Annotated in this window: 15 protein-coding genes and 3 pseudogenes; 9 read left to right on the top strand and 9 right to left on the bottom strand. The window is 69.9% G+C overall.

Features of this window, described 5'->3' with window-relative positions:
• Positions 1-41: 41 nt before the first annotated feature.
• A complete protein-coding gene (locus AOZ13_RS10450) occupies positions 42-1,196 on the bottom strand; it encodes an MFS transporter (protein WP_394324679.1) in 1,155 nt (384 codons plus the stop codon).
• Positions 1,197-1,442: 246 nt separating this feature from the next.
• Between AOZ13_RS10450 and AOZ13_RS10455 the strand changes: the two genes are divergently transcribed.
• From AOZ13_RS10455 to thrS, 5 genes and pseudogenes are all read left to right on the top strand, one after another.
• Positions 1,443-2,357: a Vms1/Ankzf1 family peptidyl-tRNA hydrolase gene (locus AOZ13_RS10455; RefSeq protein ID WP_020221201.1), complete on the top strand. Its 915-nt coding sequence runs from the start codon at positions 1,443-1,445 to the stop codon at positions 2,355-2,357.
• Between the two features lie 34 nt (positions 2,358-2,391).
• Positions 2,392-2,568 (top strand): annotated as a pseudogene (locus AOZ13_RS10460) (class I SAM-dependent methyltransferase); the annotation flags it as partial.
• A 69-nt stretch (positions 2,569-2,637) separates the two neighbouring features.
• Positions 2,638-3,651, top strand: coding sequence for a DUF1611 domain-containing protein (locus AOZ13_RS10465; protein WP_021780535.1), 1,014 nt, complete (start codon positions 2,638-2,640; stop codon positions 3,649-3,651).
• Positions 3,648-4,691: a dipeptide epimerase gene (locus AOZ13_RS10470; RefSeq protein ID WP_020221203.1), complete on the top strand. Its 1,044-nt coding sequence runs from the start codon at positions 3,648-3,650 to the stop codon at positions 4,689-4,691. The genes AOZ13_RS10465 and AOZ13_RS10470 overlap by 4 nt, the downstream gene beginning before the upstream one ends.
• A 222-nt stretch (positions 4,692-4,913) precedes the next feature.
• Complete coding sequence (gene thrS / locus AOZ13_RS10475) at positions 4,914-6,845, top strand: threonine--tRNA ligase (protein ID WP_020221204.1); 1,932 nt, start codon at positions 4,914-4,916, stop codon at positions 6,843-6,845.
• Positions 6,846-6,958: 113 nt separating this feature from the next.
• Here the strand turns inward: thrS and AOZ13_RS14230 are convergent, their stop codons facing one another.
• From AOZ13_RS14230 to AOZ13_RS15325, 3 genes and pseudogenes are all read right to left on the bottom strand, one after another.
• Complete coding sequence (locus AOZ13_RS14230) at positions 6,959-7,588, bottom strand: chloride channel protein (protein ID WP_159103063.1); 630 nt, start codon at positions 7,586-7,588, stop codon at positions 6,959-6,961.
• A pseudogene (locus AOZ13_RS15320) lies at positions 7,492-8,226 on the bottom strand (chloride channel protein); the annotation flags it as partial. The pseudogene AOZ13_RS15320 and the gene AOZ13_RS14230, both read right to left, overlap by 97 nt.
• A 53-nt stretch (positions 8,227-8,279) precedes the next feature.
• The gene (locus AOZ13_RS15325; protein WP_020221206.1) at positions 8,280-8,408 is read right to left on the bottom strand and encodes a hypothetical protein; all 129 of its coding nucleotides are present in this window, start codon (positions 8,406-8,408) and stop codon (positions 8,280-8,282) included.
• A gap of 17 nt (positions 8,409-8,425) precedes the next feature.
• Between AOZ13_RS15325 and AOZ13_RS14240 the strand changes: the two genes are divergently transcribed.
• On the top strand, positions 8,426-8,593 hold the full coding sequence (locus AOZ13_RS14240) for a hypothetical protein (protein WP_020221207.1): 168 nt from the start codon (positions 8,426-8,428) through the stop codon (positions 8,591-8,593).
• On the opposite strand, the gene AOZ13_RS10490 is transcribed toward AOZ13_RS14240, so the two are convergent.
• The 3 genes from AOZ13_RS10490 to AOZ13_RS10500 are packed head-to-tail and all read right to left on the bottom strand — an operon-like array spanning position 8,568 to position 11,034.
• Positions 8,568-9,002 (bottom strand): universal stress protein, encoded by a 435-nt coding sequence (locus tag AOZ13_RS10490; protein WP_020221208.1) that lies wholly within the window; start codon positions 9,000-9,002, stop codon positions 8,568-8,570. The genes AOZ13_RS14240 and AOZ13_RS10490 overlap by 26 nt on opposite strands.
• A gap of 46 nt (positions 9,003-9,048) precedes the next feature.
• Positions 9,049-10,134, bottom strand: a complete 1,086-nt coding sequence (locus AOZ13_RS10495) for a hypothetical protein (RefSeq protein WP_020221209.1) — start codon at positions 10,132-10,134, stop codon at positions 9,049-9,051.
• A gap of 42 nt (positions 10,135-10,176) precedes the next feature.
• Entirely contained in the window at positions 10,177-11,034 is an 858-nt protein-coding gene (locus tag AOZ13_RS10500) for a PspA/IM30 family protein (protein ID WP_020221210.1), read from the bottom strand.
• A gap of 52 nt (positions 11,035-11,086) precedes the next feature.
• Between AOZ13_RS10500 and AOZ13_RS10505 the strand changes: the two genes are divergently transcribed.
• Positions 11,087-11,701 (top strand): dienelactone hydrolase family protein, encoded by a 615-nt coding sequence (locus AOZ13_RS10505; RefSeq protein ID WP_021780538.1) that lies wholly within the window; start codon positions 11,087-11,089, stop codon positions 11,699-11,701.
• Here the strand turns inward: AOZ13_RS10505 and AOZ13_RS10510 are convergent.
• Both AOZ13_RS10510 and AOZ13_RS10515 read right to left on the bottom strand, forming a co-directional pair.
• Positions 11,691-12,701 carry an alcohol dehydrogenase catalytic domain-containing protein gene (locus tag AOZ13_RS10510; RefSeq protein ID WP_049934071.1) on the bottom strand — a complete coding sequence of 337 codons (1,011 nt, stop codon included), beginning with the start codon at positions 12,699-12,701 and terminating at the stop codon, positions 11,691-11,693. The genes AOZ13_RS10505 and AOZ13_RS10510 overlap by 11 nt on opposite strands.
• Before the next feature lie 72 nt (positions 12,702-12,773).
• A complete protein-coding gene (locus AOZ13_RS10515; RefSeq protein WP_049934072.1) occupies positions 12,774-13,778 on the bottom strand; it encodes an alcohol dehydrogenase in 1,005 nt (334 codons plus the stop codon).
• A 177-nt stretch (positions 13,779-13,955) separates the two neighbouring features.
• On the opposite strand from AOZ13_RS10515, the gene AOZ13_RS10520 reads away from it, so the two are divergent.
• Together AOZ13_RS10520 and AOZ13_RS10525 are read left to right on the top strand one after the other, a co-directional pair.
• Complete coding sequence (locus tag AOZ13_RS10520) at positions 13,956-15,602, top strand: CTP synthase (protein WP_020222417.1); 1,647 nt, start codon at positions 13,956-13,958, stop codon at positions 15,600-15,602.
• Positions 15,603-15,880, top strand: a pseudogene (locus AOZ13_RS10525) (glutamine-hydrolyzing GMP synthase); the annotation flags it as partial. It lies immediately after the preceding gene.

Raw genomic sequence — 15,880 nt, forward strand, 5'->3', positions numbered from 1 at the left:
CGCGTTGCTCGCGGTTTCACCGCTCGCTCGTTCCGCGGACGCTAGGCGTCCGCGTTCGGCGCGTGTGCGTTCCGATCGATCGCATCGAGGAGCCGCGATCCCTGCGCGAGCAGGAGGACCGCGCCGACGAAGACGACGGCTGCGGCGACGTAGAACGGGACGTGGATCCCGAACTCGTCCTTCAGGTGGCCGGCGAGCACCGGCGCGATCGCCGCGCCCGCCCACCGCAGGCAGTTGTACGCGCCCGACGACACCGAGCGCGTGAACGGCGACACCTGAATCGCGAACGTCGTGAACAGCGCGTTCGCGATCCCGCAGAAGACCCCGGAGACGACGATGACCGAGAGGAGCTGGAGCTGGCCGTGCGCGAGGCCGGCCGCGACGAGCACGAGACCCATTCCGACGACGTCGAAGAAGAGCACGCGCGCCGCGTCGAAGCGCGCCGTCAGCCAGTTCACGACGAAGACCGAGGAGATCGCGACGAGCGCGCCCCACGCGCAGAAGGTCAGCCCGAGCCCGAGCGCGGAGAGATCCGGGAGCGTCAGCGGCGAGTACGCGAGGATCGTGAAGAAGCCGAAGCTGTAACAGAGACCGATCGCGGCGTTCGTGAAGACCGGGCGGTTCGTCAGCGCCGCGAGCATGTCGCGCGGCGACGCCTCCTCCTTCGTCTCGGGTTCGCGCAGGAAGAGCACGGAGACGATGAACGCGATCACCATCAACGCGGCCGTCCCGAAGAAGGGATAGCGCCAGCTCATCCCGCCGAGGTAGCCACCGAGGAGCGGGCCGCCCGCGATACCGAGACCGAGCGCGGCCTCGTAGAGCATGATCGCCTCCTCGGTGCCGCCGGCCGCGAGACCGACGATGACCGCGAGCGCCGTCGACGTGAAGAGGGCGTTCCCGAATCCCCAGCCGGCGCGCGCGGCCACGATCTCCGGAATGGAGTTCGAGAGCCCGGCCAGCGTCGCCATCACCGCGACGAGCGCGAGACCGACGAGAATGACGCGTTTGTTCCCGAAGCGCGCGCCCAGCACGCCCGAGACGAGCATCGCCACGGCCATCACGACGAGGTAGGCCGTGAACAGGAGTTCGACTTCCGCGCTCGTCGCCCCCATCTGCTGTCCGATGATCGGGAGGATGGGATCGACGACACCGATACCGAGGAAGGCCACGAACGTCGCGAACGCCGTCGCCAACACCGCCGGAGAGAACCTCTCAGTTATCGACTCGCTCACGACGGCGATACGCCCGGTCGTGCTTTCATGGCGTCGATCCCGGAAGACGTCTTCCGCTATCGCCGACGACGTCGCGGTGCCCCCTCGATGTCGCGCTGCTCGCGGCTCTCGCCGCTCGCCGTTCCGCGGCGCCTCCCGACGGTCGGAGCCACGTCGTTCGAAGCCACGTTCACCACAACCCCTAAGCGGTGCCCGGCCCGCCTTCGGGACATGCTGGATCGACTCCTCGGACGGTCCTCCCTGAAGGAGCGCATCGGCGAACTGGAGGGCGAAGTCGAGAGCCTCCGGGAACAGTTGGAGGCGGAGGGAGAGCGCCGTCGCGAGGCCGTCGCCGCGCGTAACGAGGCCGAGGAGACGATCAACCGTCTGGAGGACCGCATCGCCGAACTGGAGGACCGCGTCGAGCGCGCCGAGTCGCACGAGAGCGTATCTCGTGGCTTCCGCGCGAGCGAGACTCTCCGCGGCGACCGTCTCGATCGCGTGCTCCGGCTCGTCGAGAGCGTCGAGGCCGGACCGGAGGGAGCGCTTACCGCGATGGTATCGGACGAACACGACATCCCCGGTCCCGTCGCCGACGCCCTCGGCGAGCGCGTCCCGCTCGTCGAGCGCGCCGCACCCTGCCTCGTCTACGCGGACGACGCGGGTGTCGTCGCCTGCACGCTCGCCCCGCCGCTCGCCCCCGACGCGTTCTGCGAGTGGAACGACTCGTTTCGGGTGCGACGGGAGTGGTTCGAACCCGCGGGCACCTACGCCCTCGCGCTCGTCCGCTCCGACCTGTTCGCCGTCGGCGTCTACGACGCGACCGGCGAATCGGTCGAGCGCGTCGCCTCCCGCGGCTTCGAGAGCGACGTGAAGGGCAAACACTCGAAGGGCGGCTTCTCCCAGTCGCGCTTCGAGCGCCGCCGCGAGAGCCAGATCGACGAGCACCTCGACGACGCTCGCGCCGCGCTCGCCGATCTCGCGGACGGGCACGCGTACGACGCGCTCTACGTCACGGGCGAGACGACCCTCCTCGGGGAGTTCGACGCCGACGCGCGCGCGCCTTCGGACGCGAGCGGCGCCCCGATCAACGCGCTCGAGCGCGCCGCTGCGGACTTCTGGACCGTCCCCTTCCGAGGGGTGTGACCCGGAATCTAGAAGGCCCCGCGCCGCGTTCGCCGTGACCGACGCCGACGACGACTCGACGAACGAGTGGGACAGCGAGAGCCACGACGACGGGTACGCCTTCGTCTTCGAGTGCGGCGAGGGCGTGGTCGACCTCCTCGATCCCGAACCCGGTGAGCGGGTCCTCGATCTCGGCTGCGGCACCGGCCATCTCACGGCACGGATCGCCGACGCCGACGAGTGACGGCGCACCCGACTCCCGCCTCCGCCCTTTAACACGATCCGCGACGATCGCCTCACTATGCGTATCGCTATCCTCGCACACGAGCAGTTCCCGGACGGCGCGAAGACGGCCGTCGGCGTCCTCCGCTACTCGGATCACGACGTCGTCGCCGTCCTCGACCGCGAGCGCGACGGCGAGCGCGTCGCCGACCACGACGAGACCCTCCCCGACGCTCCGATCGTCGCGTCGCTGAGCGAGGTCGACGCCCCGATCGACGCCCTCCTCGTCGGGATCTCGCCGATCGGCGGCGGCTTCGACGAGTCGTGGCGTCCGGACGTCCGCGCGGCGCTCGAACGCGGCTGCGACGTCATCTCCGGGCTCCACTACTTCCTCACGGAGGACGGGGAGTTCCGCGATCTCGCCGAGGAGAACGGGTGCGAACTGTGGGACGTCCGCCGGCCGCCGGACGATCTCGGCGTCGCCGAGGGCGTCGCGGACGAAGTCGAGGCCACCGTCGTCGCGACGGTCGGCACCGACTGCGGGGTCGGGAAGATGACGACGACGCTCGAACTCGTCGCGGGCGCCCGCGAGCGCGGGATCGACGCCGCGTTCGTCCCGACCGGCCAGACGGGCATCGTGATCGAGGGCTGGGGGTACCCGATCGACCGCACCGTCTCCGACTTCGCCGCGGGCGCCGTCGAGGAGATGATCTTGGCGCGCGGGAACGACCACGACTACCTCTTCGTGGAGGGCCAAGCGAGCGTCGCCCACCCCGCGTACTCACCGGTGTCAACTGCGATTCTCCACGGATCGATGGCCGACGAACTCGTCCTCTGTCACGCCGCCGGACGCGAACGCTTCCACGGCTTCAGTCAGGAACTGCCCCCGATCCCCGAGTTCGTCGACCTTCACGAGTCGCTCGCCGCGTCGGTCGGCGGAAGCGAGGTCGTCGCGGGCGCGCTGAACACGCGCACGATCCCGGACGACGCCGAGGCGCACGCCGCCGTCGAGGCGTACGCCGACGAACTCGGTCTGCCCGCCGCCGACCCCATCCGACAGGGGACGGGCGTCATCCTCGACGCGGTGCTGTGAGCCTCCGAACCGACTTCGAGCGACTCGAACTCCCGCTCGAAAACGAGTTCGCCATCTCGCGCGGGTCGTCCGCGACCGCCGAGAACGTCCTCGTCCGCGTCGCGGACGGCGAGGATCGCGTCGGTCTCGGGGCGGCCGCACCCGCCGCGCACTACGGCGAGACGGTCGCGACCGTCGAGGCCGTCCTCCCCGATCTCCTCGACGCTGTCGAGACCGTCGGCGATCCGACGAACCTCCAACGGATCGGTGCGGAGATGGCTCGCGTGGTCCGCGGCAATCCGGCCGCGCGCGCCGCCGTCGACGTCGCTTGCCACGACCTCGCGGCGAAGCGCGCCGGGCTATCGCTCTATCGCTACTGGGGACTCGATCCCGCGTGCGCCCCCGAAACGTCGTTCACGATCGGTCTCGACACGACCGAGCGGATGCGCGAGAAGACATGCGACGCCGTCGCGGCGGGATACGGCATCCTGAAGGTGAAGCTCGGGACGGAGCGCGACCGGGGGATCGTCGAGGCGGTGCGCGAGGCCGCGCCGGACGCGACGCTCCGCGTGGACGCCAACGAGGCGTGGTCGCCGCGCGAGGCCGTCGCGAACACGGAGTGGCTCGCCGACCTCGGCGTGGAGTTCGTCGAACAGCCCGTCCCCGCCGAGAACCCCGACGGGATGCGTTTCGTCCGCGAGCACGGGGCGCTCCCGGTCGCCGCCGACGAGTCGTGCGTGACGCTCGCGGACGTCCCTGACGTCGCCGAAATCGCGGACATCGCGAACGTGAAGCTGATGAAGTGCGGCGGCCCGCGCGAGGCTCGGCGACTGATCCACGCCGCCCGCGCGCACGGGCTTGACGTGATGCTCGGCTGCATGGTCGAGACGAACGCCGCCATCGCGGCCGCCCACCATCTCGCGCCGCTCGTCGACTACGCGGACCTCGACGGCTCGCTCCTCCTCGCGGACGACCCGTACGCGGGCGTGCCGATGCCCGGCGGCGAGATCGACCTCGATGCCGTTGAGCGATCGGGGACGGGCGCGCGGCTGGCCGAGTAGCATCGCTGTGGCGAACGGGTGGCGCGCGTCGATCCCGTCGGCGGCCGCGCCACCGTTTCGCGGTGGCCGCCGGCGGGCGTCGGGTCAGGTCATGTGCCCGAGTGGGCGCATCATCACCCTTCAACTCGGAGCCATCCCGCGACGCGTTTCGCACCTCTCGATCGACGCCGCGTTGTCGTCGGACGGACACGCTTATGTGGGGCGTTGGCCGTATCACGGCCCATGAGCGATATCACGGTCACGCTCCCCGACGGCTCCGAACTCGACGCGGAGGCGGGGGAGACGGTCGAGGACGTCGCGTACCGAATCGGCGAGGGTCTCGGCCGGGACACGGTCGCGGGCGTCGTCGACGGGGAGCTCGTCTCGAAGGATGAGCCCCTGAGCGAGGACTGCCGGATCGAGATCGTGACGGACTCCTCCGAGGAGTACCTCGACGTCCTGCGCCACACCGCCGCGCACGTCTTCGCGCAGGCCCTCCAGCGACTCCATCCCGACGCGAGACTCACCATCGGCCCGTCCACCGACGAGGGGTTCTACTACGACGTCTACGGCGTCGATTTGGACGAGGACGACCTCGCGGAGATTCAGGCCGAGGCCGAGGACATCATCGCGGAGGACCTCGACGTCGAGCGCGTCACGCTGGATCGCGAGGGCGCCCTCGAGTTCTACGAGGACAACCCCTTCAAGCGCGAGATCCTCGAGGAGGAGGCCGCGGGCGAGGACCCCGTCTCCTTCTACCGGCAGGGCGAGTTTCAGGACCTCTGCAAGGGACCGCACGTCGAGTCGACGGGCGAAATCGGCGGCTTCGAACTCCTCGAGATCTCCGCCTCCTACTGGCGGGGCGACGAGGAGAACGAGACGCTCACCCGCGTCTACGGCACGGCGTTCGAGACGCAGGACGAACTCGACGACCACCTCGCGATGCTCGCGGCGGCCGAGGAGCGCGACCACCGCAAGCTCGCGCGCGAACTCGACCTGTTCAGCATCCCCGACCACTCGCCGGGCTGCGTCCACTACCACCCGAACGGCATGGCGATCCGCCGCGAACTGGAGGACTACGTCCGCGAGATGAACGAGGAGCTCGGCTACGAGGAGGTCCGCACGCCCGAACTGAACAAGGCCGAGCTGTGGAAGAAGTCCGGGCACTACGAGAACTTCCGGGAGAACGGCGAGATGTTCGCGTGGGAGCAGGACGACACCGAGTACGGCCTGAAGCCGATGAACTGCGCGAACCACAGCCACGTCTACGACACCTCGACGCGCTCCTATCGCGACCTCCCCGAGCGCTTCAGCGAGTTCGGTAACGTCTATCGCAACGAGCAGTCCGGCGAGCTCTCCGGGCTGCTGCGCGTCCGCGGGATGACGCAGGACGACGGGCACGCCTACGTCCGCCCCGACCAGATCCAATCGGAGATCCTCAACATCCTGCAGGTCATCGAGGAGATGTACGGCCATTTCGGTCTCGAGGTCATCTACAAGCTGGAGACGCGCGGCGAGAACGCCATCGGGAGCGAGGAACTCTGGTCGCAGGCGACGGACGCGCTGCGCGACGCCCTGCGCGGGGAGGACCTCGACTTCGACGTCGAGGAGGGCGAAGCCGCCTTCTACGGTCCGAAGATCGGCGTGAACGCTCGCGACGCGCTCGGCCGCGAGTGGACGATCGGCACCGTGCAGGCCGACTTCAACATCCCGCGACGCCTCGATCTGACGTACGTCGGCGAGGACAACGAGGAGCACCACCCGGTGATGATCCACCGCGCGCTCCTCGGGACGTTCGAGCGTTTCATGGGCGTCATCATCGAGCACTTCAACGGGAAGTTCCCGACGTGGCTCGCGCCCGAGCAGGTGCGCGTCCTCCCGATCAGCGACGACAACCTCGACTACGCCCGCGAGGTCGCCGACGAACTCGGCGAGTATCGCGTCGAGATCGAGGACCGCTCGTGGACGATCGGGAAGAAGATCCAGCAGGCCCACGAGGATCGCGTCCCGTACATGGTCATCGTCGGCGGCGACGAGGAGGCCGAGAACGTCATCAGCGTCCGCGACCGCATGGAGCGGGAGGCGAACGACGTCTCGCGCCCCGAGTTCCGCGAGCACCTCGACCGCGAGGTCGACCAGAAACACCTCGAACCGACGTTCCTCGCCGGTAGATGAACGCAGCCAACCGCCTCGAACCGCTCGTGAAGGCACCGGCAGGGAAGTTTCTCGGCGGTCGGTAACGTCGAGACGGGGACGCACGTCCTCGCGGGCCGCCGCGGCCCGCGCGACTAGTCGTCGAGGTGGAAGTTCGGCTGTTCGTGGCGGGTCGCAGCCGTCTCTAGGAACTCGACGTAGGGACTGGCGACGAATCCGGCGATGGAGGCGAGGAAGACGGGGACGATGGCGGCGCCGTCCGTGAGTGAGATGGCGATGAGCGCCGAGGAGAGCGGCGTGCCGGTGACGACGGCGTTGAACGCGGCCATCGCGGCGAGCATCGCGACGACGGGGCCGACGCCGGGGACGAGGAGAGCGGCGATCTTCCCGACGATGGCGCCCATGAACATGTGGGGGACGATGAGGCCGCCGAGCCACCCGCCCTTGATGGTGAGGCCGGCGGCGATCATGCACGCGAGGAGGGTGGCGACGAGGACGAGCGGCGTCCGGTCGCCCGCGAGGAGCGTCGGCATCTTGCTCGCGCCGTAGAAGTACGAGAGCGGGAGGACCCATCCGAGGAGACCGATGCCGAGGCCGGCGAGCGTCGTCCGCGCGGGGAGCGGCGGGTCGGCCCGATCGAGGAGGGCGCGACGACGTCGAACGTCTCGACGTAGAAGGCGGCGACGGGAACGACGAGGACGCCGAGACCGACGGCGACGGCGAGGTGGTGGAGGGTGAGCGGCCCGACGGCGGTGACGTGCCACGACGGGAAGAGACCGAACGGGCCGGTCCGAAGCTCGGGCCGCCAGCGGACGACGAGACGTCCGAGCCCGGCCTCGGTGAGGTAGCCGGCGAACGAGGCGACGAACGTCGGGACGAGCGCCTCGTAGTACTCGAGACCGCGCTGGTGGGGGAGTTCGAGCCAGAGGAGCGCGCCGCCGATCGGAGCGCCGAGGATCGTGCCGAACCCCGCGCCCATCCCGGCGAGCGTGAGGAGCTTTCGGGAGCCGACGACGCCGAAACGGTCGGCGACCCACGTGCCGAACGATCCGCCGACGACGCTCATGACGCCCTCCGGGCCCGCCTGCTGCCCGGCGACCAGACCGAGCAGCCCGACGGGGAGCGTCGGGACGTTGTCCTCGATCGGGACGGCGCCCTCGTCGTGGAACTGAGCGATGAGTGCGGAGAGAGCGCCCGGGTAGAACGTCCGCGAGAGTATCAGCCCGATGAGGCCGCCAGCGACGACCGAGACGACGACGCGCCAGTAGGTCTCCGTGAGCGTCCCCCAGAGTTCGTGCTTCACGAGGAGCCAGACGACGCGGAAACCGGTGGCAGTGAGACCGACGAGCACCCCTAGCACGACGGCGACAGCGAGGAATTCGTGGAAGCGGCGGCGGTCCATCCGTACACTATTACCCGAGTCGCGACCATACCGATTACGACTCCCGGAGGACCTCAATCGGGCCGCTTTCCGGGGTTACGCTCCCCCCGCACACCGCCGCCGGTCTCCGGCAGGCCGGGGCGGTCGTCGTCGTCGCCGTCGTCCTCGCGACGCTGGGATGAATCGCTCTCGACGATCGTCACCCCCGGCGTACGCGACGGTGCTCACCTTCACGCTCGACATCCCCGCCCGTGCCGTGGACGTCCTCGTCCTCTGCGGCGGCGTCGCGGCTCTCCTCGTGCTCGACGCGCTCCGCGTCCGTGTGCGTGTCCGCGTAGGCGTCGACGCGCTCCGCGTCCGTGTCAGTCCTGCGCGCGGACGGCGATGACGGGGACGTCGGCGTGGCGGATCACGCGTTCGGTGACGCTCCCGGTGAGGGCGCGTGTGATCCCCGTTCGCCCGTGCGTTCCCATCACGACCACGTCGGCGTCGTGTCGCCGGACGTGCGAGAGGATGACCCGATGCGGCAGCCCGCTCTCCACCGAGCGGGTGGCCTCGATCCCGCGCTCCTCCGCCGCCGCGACCACCTCGTCGGCGGTCCGCTCGCTCGCCGCCTGATTCGCCGCCGCCATCGACCCGACGCTGCCGCCGCCGATCGCGACGGTCTCCATTCCGGGTGCCGCGACGCTGAGGACGTGCACGCTCGCGTCGTGCGCCGCCGCGAGGTCGAACGCGTGTTCGACGCCGTCCGCCGCGGCGTCGCCCCCGTCCGTCGGCACGAGCACGGTATCGTACATGGTTGTTGATCATATATGGCTCGATGGTTGTTAATCTTTCGCACGACTAGTCGTCGTCCTCGATACCGGGGCTCTCGCCGCTCGTCGCCTCCGTCTCCCCCCAATCGAGGTCGCGCGACCGATCGGTCTCCCGGAGGATGAACGGGCCGATGGAGAGCGTCCGCTTCGTCACCGTGACGATGCGCAGGATGTACGCGAGGAGGATGGCGAACGGCGCGAGCGTCACCGTCACGGTCAGCGCGGCGACGACGAGCGCGACCCACCCGCGGGCGACGTCGCGCGGATCGAAGAAGAGCAGCGACCCCGTCGCCACCGCGATCGCCGGGACGGACGCGTAGAGCACCGTCCGCGAGAGGTCCGCCAGCTCCCACTGGAAGTAGAGCGTCTTGAAGTGCTCGCGGGCCGGGCCGAACAGTTCGAGCGCCTCGATGAGTTCGTCGAACGCGTCCGCCGCGCGTTCCGTGAGCGCGTCCGCGTGTTCGGCGCGGATGCGCCGGGCCGCGTAGAGCTTCCACGAGTAGTTGTAGTTGAGCGCGGAGAACACGACGTCGAACTCCCCGAACTGCGACCCCTCGAGGTTCGACGCAACCGTCTCCGCGTTCCCTTCGAGGTTCTCGACGAACGCGTCCACCTGCTCTGCGAGATCGCCGTCGGTCTCGTCGATCGCGTCCTCCGCCACCGCGTCCCGCACCGCCTGTGCGCGCCGCTTCGTGAGCTTCACGAGCGAGCGGAGGAACGCCGATGGCTGGGCGGGACTCACCGGCTCGCGGATGACGTCCTCGACGTCCTCGCGGAACGCCATCGCCCCCTCCATGCGCTCGCGCTGGTCGCCCACCGGTCCCTGCTCCTGTGAGAGCACGAGCTGGCTCAGCGTCAACACGAGCGTCACGCCCGTGATCGTCGAGCCGACGAGCGCCTGATACAGCGTTTCGAGGGGGTCGCCGCGGGTCAACAGCGTCTTCACCGGCGTCGGGTGGAGGAGTCCCGCGGCGACGAGCGCGAGGAACACCGAGCCGAGGATGCAGCCCGCGACGAGCCACCGGTCGGCCTCGAGGAGCACCCAGAACGTCCGGCTGTTCTCCGGCACCCGCTCGCGCATCGTATCGCTCGGTCGGTCGTCTCCGCTCGACATGGGTGATCCACGCCCGCCGAGGGAAAAGGACCGGCGGCCGGCCTACGCCTTCGACTCGCTCCCCCCCTCTTCCTCGCGGAGTTCTTCGAGCTCGGCCTCGACCGCCGACTCGTCGACCGCCGATTCGTCCACGTCGCTCGCGTCGGCGCTCGCCTCGCGGTCCGCGTCGGCGCTCGCCTCGCTCGTCTCCCCGCTCTCGCTCTTGCTCTCGCTCTCCGCGCGCAGCGTCTCCAACTCGGCCTCCACCTCGCGGTCCGCGCGCCCCTGCGAGAGCTCGCGGTCGATGGCGTCCTCGTCGCTCAGCTTGTCCTCGAAGACGCCGCGCTCCGTGAGTTCGTCCATCGCCGCCGCGCGCGACTCCATCTCGTCCGTCTTCTCCTCCGCGCGCTCGACCGCGCGCCCCACGTCCGCCATCTCGTCGCCGACCCCCGTCATCGCCTCCGAGACGCGGTTCTGCGCTTCCGCGGCCTCGTAGCGCGCCTTCATCGTCTCCTTCTTCGTGCGGAAGCGCTCGATGCGCTCTTGGAGCTGGCTCTTCTTCTCCTCCAAGTCCGATTGCGTGGATTCGAGCGAGGAGATCTGTTCTTCCATCTCCTCGATGCTCGCGAGCTTGCTCTGCTTCTTCTCGAGGGCGCGTCGCGCGAGGTCCTCCCTGTCTTGGCGCATCGCCTCGCGCGCCTGCTCGTTGTGCTTCTCGACGTTCTTCTGCAGGCGCTCGCGTTGCACTTCCAGTCGTTTCTTCTGCGCGACGAGGTCGGCCAGCCCGCGCTCGACGTCCTTCAGCTCGTCGCGCATCTGTTCGTACGAGTAGTCCAGCGACTCCGTCGGGTCCTCCGCCCGGTTGAGGAGCGAATTGACCTTCGAGCGGACGACGTAGGAGGCGCGCGAGAGCAGACCCATGGATCGGTCTAGCGGGTCGAAGGTTAATAGTCCTCACCCGTTTTGTGGACGCGTGAGCGGTGAGACCGTCCTCGTTCCGGGCGCGCGACGCGTCGAGACGGCGCTGGACGTCCCGGACGACGCGACCGACACCGACGCCTGCGCCGTCGCGTGCCCCCCGCATCCGCGACGCGGCGGCCACCGCGGCGACGCGCGCCTGCTCGCCGTCAGCGACGCTCTCACGGCCCGCGGGATCGCCTGTCTCCGCATCGACTACGGCGACTGGGACGGCGGATACGGCGAGCGCGAGGACGCCAGAAACGCCCTCCGGTGGGCGACCGAACGCTACGAGCGCGTCGGCTGTATCGGGTACAGCTTCGGGGCGGCGATCGCCGCGCTCGCCGCCGCGAGCGTCGAGGTGTCGCTCCGCGCCGTCGCGCTCCTCGCGCCGACGCGCCTCGCCGCCGACGGTCTCGACGTCGTCACGGCCGTCCGCGATATCGACGTCCCGCTGTACGTCGTCTACGGCGAGCGCGATACGACGGCGGACTGGCGCCCGGCCGTCGCTGCCGCCCGAGACGCGGGCGCGACGGTGACCGCGCTCGCCACCGGCCACGCCGTCGCGGGGTCGACGGACGTCGCCGCTGCATCGATCGGCTCGTTCCTCGCCGCCGAACTCAGGGGGTGAGGACGGCGCGGAAGCGCACGTCGCTGTTCAGCATCCGCTGGTAGGCGTCCTCCGCGTCGCCGAGGTCGAAGACCTCCACCTCGGGGGTGATCTCGCGAAGCCCGCTGAAGTCCAGCGTCTCCTCGGCGTCGAGCGCGGTGCCGGAGGCCCATCCCTCGACCGCGCCGCGGGTGCCGACGAGCTGCCCGACGTGGACGCCGACCGGTTCCTCGGGGACGCCGACGGCGACGACCTGTCCGTCCGTCGTGAGACCGCCGACGACGGACTCGATGGCGGGCGCGGCGGGCGCGGTGGCGAGGACGACGCTCGCGCCGCCGAGCTTTTGGAGGGCTTCGGCGGGGTCCTCGCGCTCGGCGTCGACGTAGTGGTCGGCGCCGAGTTCGAGGGCGTGCTCTCTCTTCTCGGTGCCGCGGGAGAGCGCGACCGTCTCGAAGCCGGCCTCGTGGGCGTACTGGAGACCGAGGTGGCCGAGGCCGCCGACGCCCTGCACGGCCACGAGGTCGCCGGGGCGCGCGTCGCTGTTCCGCAGCGCGTTGAACGTCGTCAGGCCGGCACAGAGGAGCGGTGCGGCCTCGACGGCGTCAAAGGACTCGGGAACGCTCGCGACGGCCTCGCGACTCGCGAGCGCGTACTCCGCCCATCCGCCGTCGCGGTGCACGCCCGTCACCTCGGCGTTCTCGCAGGAGTGGAAGTCGCCGCGGCGACAGGCCTCGCAGGTGAAACAGTGCCCGGCGTGCCAGCCGACGCCGACGCGCTCCCCCGCCTCCCACTCGGTGACGTCCGCGCCGACCGCGTCGACGTAGCCGACGATCTCGTGACCGGGCACGCGGGGGTACTCCAGTCCGCCGCCGTACTCGTGGCCCCTTCGTGCGGCGTCGTCGCCGCCGCAGACGCCGCAGGCCTCGACCTCGATCCGGATCTCGTCGGCGTCGGGTTCGGGAATGGGCAGTTCTCGCGTCTCGAACGCCGCGCCTTCCTCGGGGGCGACGACCGCGCGCATCGTCTCGTCGGTTACCATGTTCGGCTCTCGGGGCGCCGCGAGAAAAACCGTCGGGGAAGGGGCGCGTCGTGCCTACGGTTCGAGGACCGCGCGGAAGCGGACCTCGCTCGCCATCATGCGGTCGTAGGCCTCGGCGGCGTCCGCGAGATCGAACGTCTCGATCTCCGGGGTGACGTCGCGGAGCGCGCTGAACTCGAGGGTGTCCTGCGAGTCCTTCGCGGTGCCGGAGGCCCACCCGGAGACGGAGCCGCGGGTGCCGACGAGCATGCCCGCGTGGACGCCCACGGGGGACTCGGGGATGCCGACCGCGAGCACCTCGCCGTCGGTGCCGAGACCGCCGACGACGGACTCGATGGCGGGCGCCGAGGGCGCGGTGGCGAGGACGACGCTCGCGCCGCCGAGCTTTTGGAGGGCTTCGGCGGGGTCTTCGGCCTCGGTATCGACGTAGTGGTCGGCGCCGAGTTCGCGGGCGTGTGTCTCCTTCTCGGTGCCGCGGGAGAGCGCGACGACCTCGAAGCCGGCCTCGTGGGCGTACTGGATGCCGAGGTGGCCGAGGCCGCCGACGCCCTGCACGGCCACGAGGTCGCCGGGGCGCGCGTCGCTGTTCCGCAGCGCGTTGAACGTCGTGATGCCCGCACAGAGGAGCGGCGCGGCGTCCACCGCGTCGAGTCCGTCCGGGACGGCCGCGAGCGCCTCGCGGGGCGCGACGGTGTACTCGGCGTAGCCGCCGTCGAAGTCGAGACCCGTCACGTCGGCGTTCTCGCAGTTGATGAAGTCGCCGCGGCGGCAGGCCTCGCAGGTGAAACAGTGGCCGCCGTGCCAGCCGACGCCGACGCGCTCGCCCGCCTCCCACTCGGTGACGTCCGCGCCGACCGCGTCGACGTAGCCGACGACCTCGTGGCCGGGCACGCGGGGGAACTCGATGCGGGGGTAGAGACCCTCCTTCGTGATCTCGTCGCTGTGGCAGACGCCGCAGGCCTCGATGGCGACGCGGACCTCGTCCGCGGCGGGTTCGGGGACCGGCTTCTCCGTGACTTCGAAGTCGGCGCCCGCCTCGGGGACTTCGACCGCGCGCATGGTCTCGGACATATGCGGGGGATCGAGCGGCGCGCTGTTAGTTCTGCGGTTCCGGGCACTACGAACCGGCTCTCGCTGGACGCGCGTCCGACGAAACGCGTCCGGAGCGCGTGCCAGCCGGTCACATCACCGGGGCGCCTCCGAAACCGTTTTCATCGCTTCGTCCGGAGACGCAGTATGCCGCAGGAGACCGGATACGACCCCGATTTGGGGAACAAGTTCGTCTTCGTCACCGGCGGCGTGATGTCCGGCCTCGGGAAGGGCATCACCGCCGCGAGCCTCGGTCGCCTCCTCACGAACGCGGGCTTCGACGTCACCGCCGTGAAGGTCGACCCGTACCTCAACGTGGACGCGGGCACCATGAACCCCTATCAGCACGGCGAGGTGTACGTGCTGAAGGACGGTGGGGAGGTCGACCTCGATTTAGGCAACTACGAGCGCTTCCTCGACGTCGACATGACCTCCGACCACAACGTCACGACCGGCAAGGTCTATCAGGAGGTCATCGAGCGCGAGCGCGCCGGCGACTACCTCGGGAAGACCGTGCAGGTGATCCCGCACGTCACGGACGACATCAAGCGCCGCATCCGCGAGGCCGCCGAGGGGACGGACGTCTGCATCGTCGAGATCGGCGGGACCGTCGGCGACATCGAGGGGATGCCCTACCTCGAGGCCCTCCGTCAGTTCAGTCACGAGCAGGACGAGGAGGACCTCCTCTTCACGCACGTCACGCTCGTCCCGAACTCGAAGAACGGCGAGCAGAAGACCAAGCCCACCCAGCACTCCGTGAAGGAGTTACGGAGTATCGGTCTCCAGCCGGACATCCTCGTCGGGCGCAACCCCGAGCGCCTCGATCCGGACGTCAAGGAGAAGATCGCGCTCTTCTGCGACGTCGACACCGAGGCCGTCTTCAGCAATCCGGACGTCGATGACATCTACCACGTCCCGCTCGTCCTCGAAGAGGAGGGACTCGACGAGTACGTCATGGAGCGCCTCGCCATCGCGGACGACGCGCTCGTGCCCGACGAACGCTCGACGGAGTGGCGCGACATCGTGACGCGCGACGCCGCGGGCGAGGTCGACGTCGCGCTCGTGGGGAAGTACGCCCTCGAGGACGCCTACATCAGCATCCACGAGGCGCTCAAGCACGCCGGTCTCCAGAAGCAGGTCGACGTGAACGTCGAGTGGGTCGACGCCGACGAGATGGCCGACGAGCACGAGGAGCGCCTGCGGAACGCCGATGGCGTCGTCGTCCCCGGCGGCTTCGGCGCGCGCGGCACCCGCGGAAAGATCGACGCCGTCCGCTACGCCCGCGAACACGACGTCCCCTTCCTCGGGCTCTGTCTCGGCTTCCAACTCGCCGTCGTCGAGCACGCCCGGAACGTCGTCGGACTGGAGGGCGCCCACTCCGCCGAGATCGAGCAGGGCACGCCCCATCCCGTCATCGACCTCCTGCCCGAGCAGTACGACCTCGAAGACCTCGGCGGGACGATGCGCCTCGGCGCGCACGTCACCGAGATCGACGAGGGGACGCTCGCCGCGGACGTCTACGGTGACACCGAGTGCACGGAGCGTCACCGCCACCGCTACGAGGTGAACCCCGAGTACATCGAGCGCCTCACCGCGGACGGTCTCACGTTCTCCGGGCACGCCGGCAACCGCATGGAGATCGTCGAGCGCGAGGACCACCCGTTCTTCCTCGGGACGCAGTTCCACCCCGAGTTCCGCTCGCGGCCCTCGCGCGCCAGCCCGCCGTTCGTCGGGTTCCTCGACGCCGTCATGGAGCGCGCCGACGTCGACGCCGGGTCGGAGGTGACGAAGTAGATGGTCGACGTCGAGGCGTTCGTCGACGAGGCCAAAGCGGAGATCCGCGAGGAACTCGGCGACAGTACAGCGATAATCGCGCTCTCCGGCGGCGTCGACTCCTCGACGGCCGCCGCGCTCGCCTACGAGGCCGTCGGCGAGCAACTCGTCCCCGTCTACGTCGACACCGGCCTGATGCGCGAGGGCGAAACGGAGGAGATCGAGGAGGTCTTCGGCTACATGGAGCGCTTGCGCGTCGTCGACGCCTCTGATCGGTACTTCGAGGAACTCGACGGCGT

Source organism: Halarchaeum acidiphilum MH1-52-1 (assembly GCF_000474235.1).
GTDB classification, from domain to species: domain Archaea; phylum Halobacteriota; class Halobacteria; order Halobacteriales; family Halobacteriaceae; genus Halarchaeum; species Halarchaeum acidiphilum.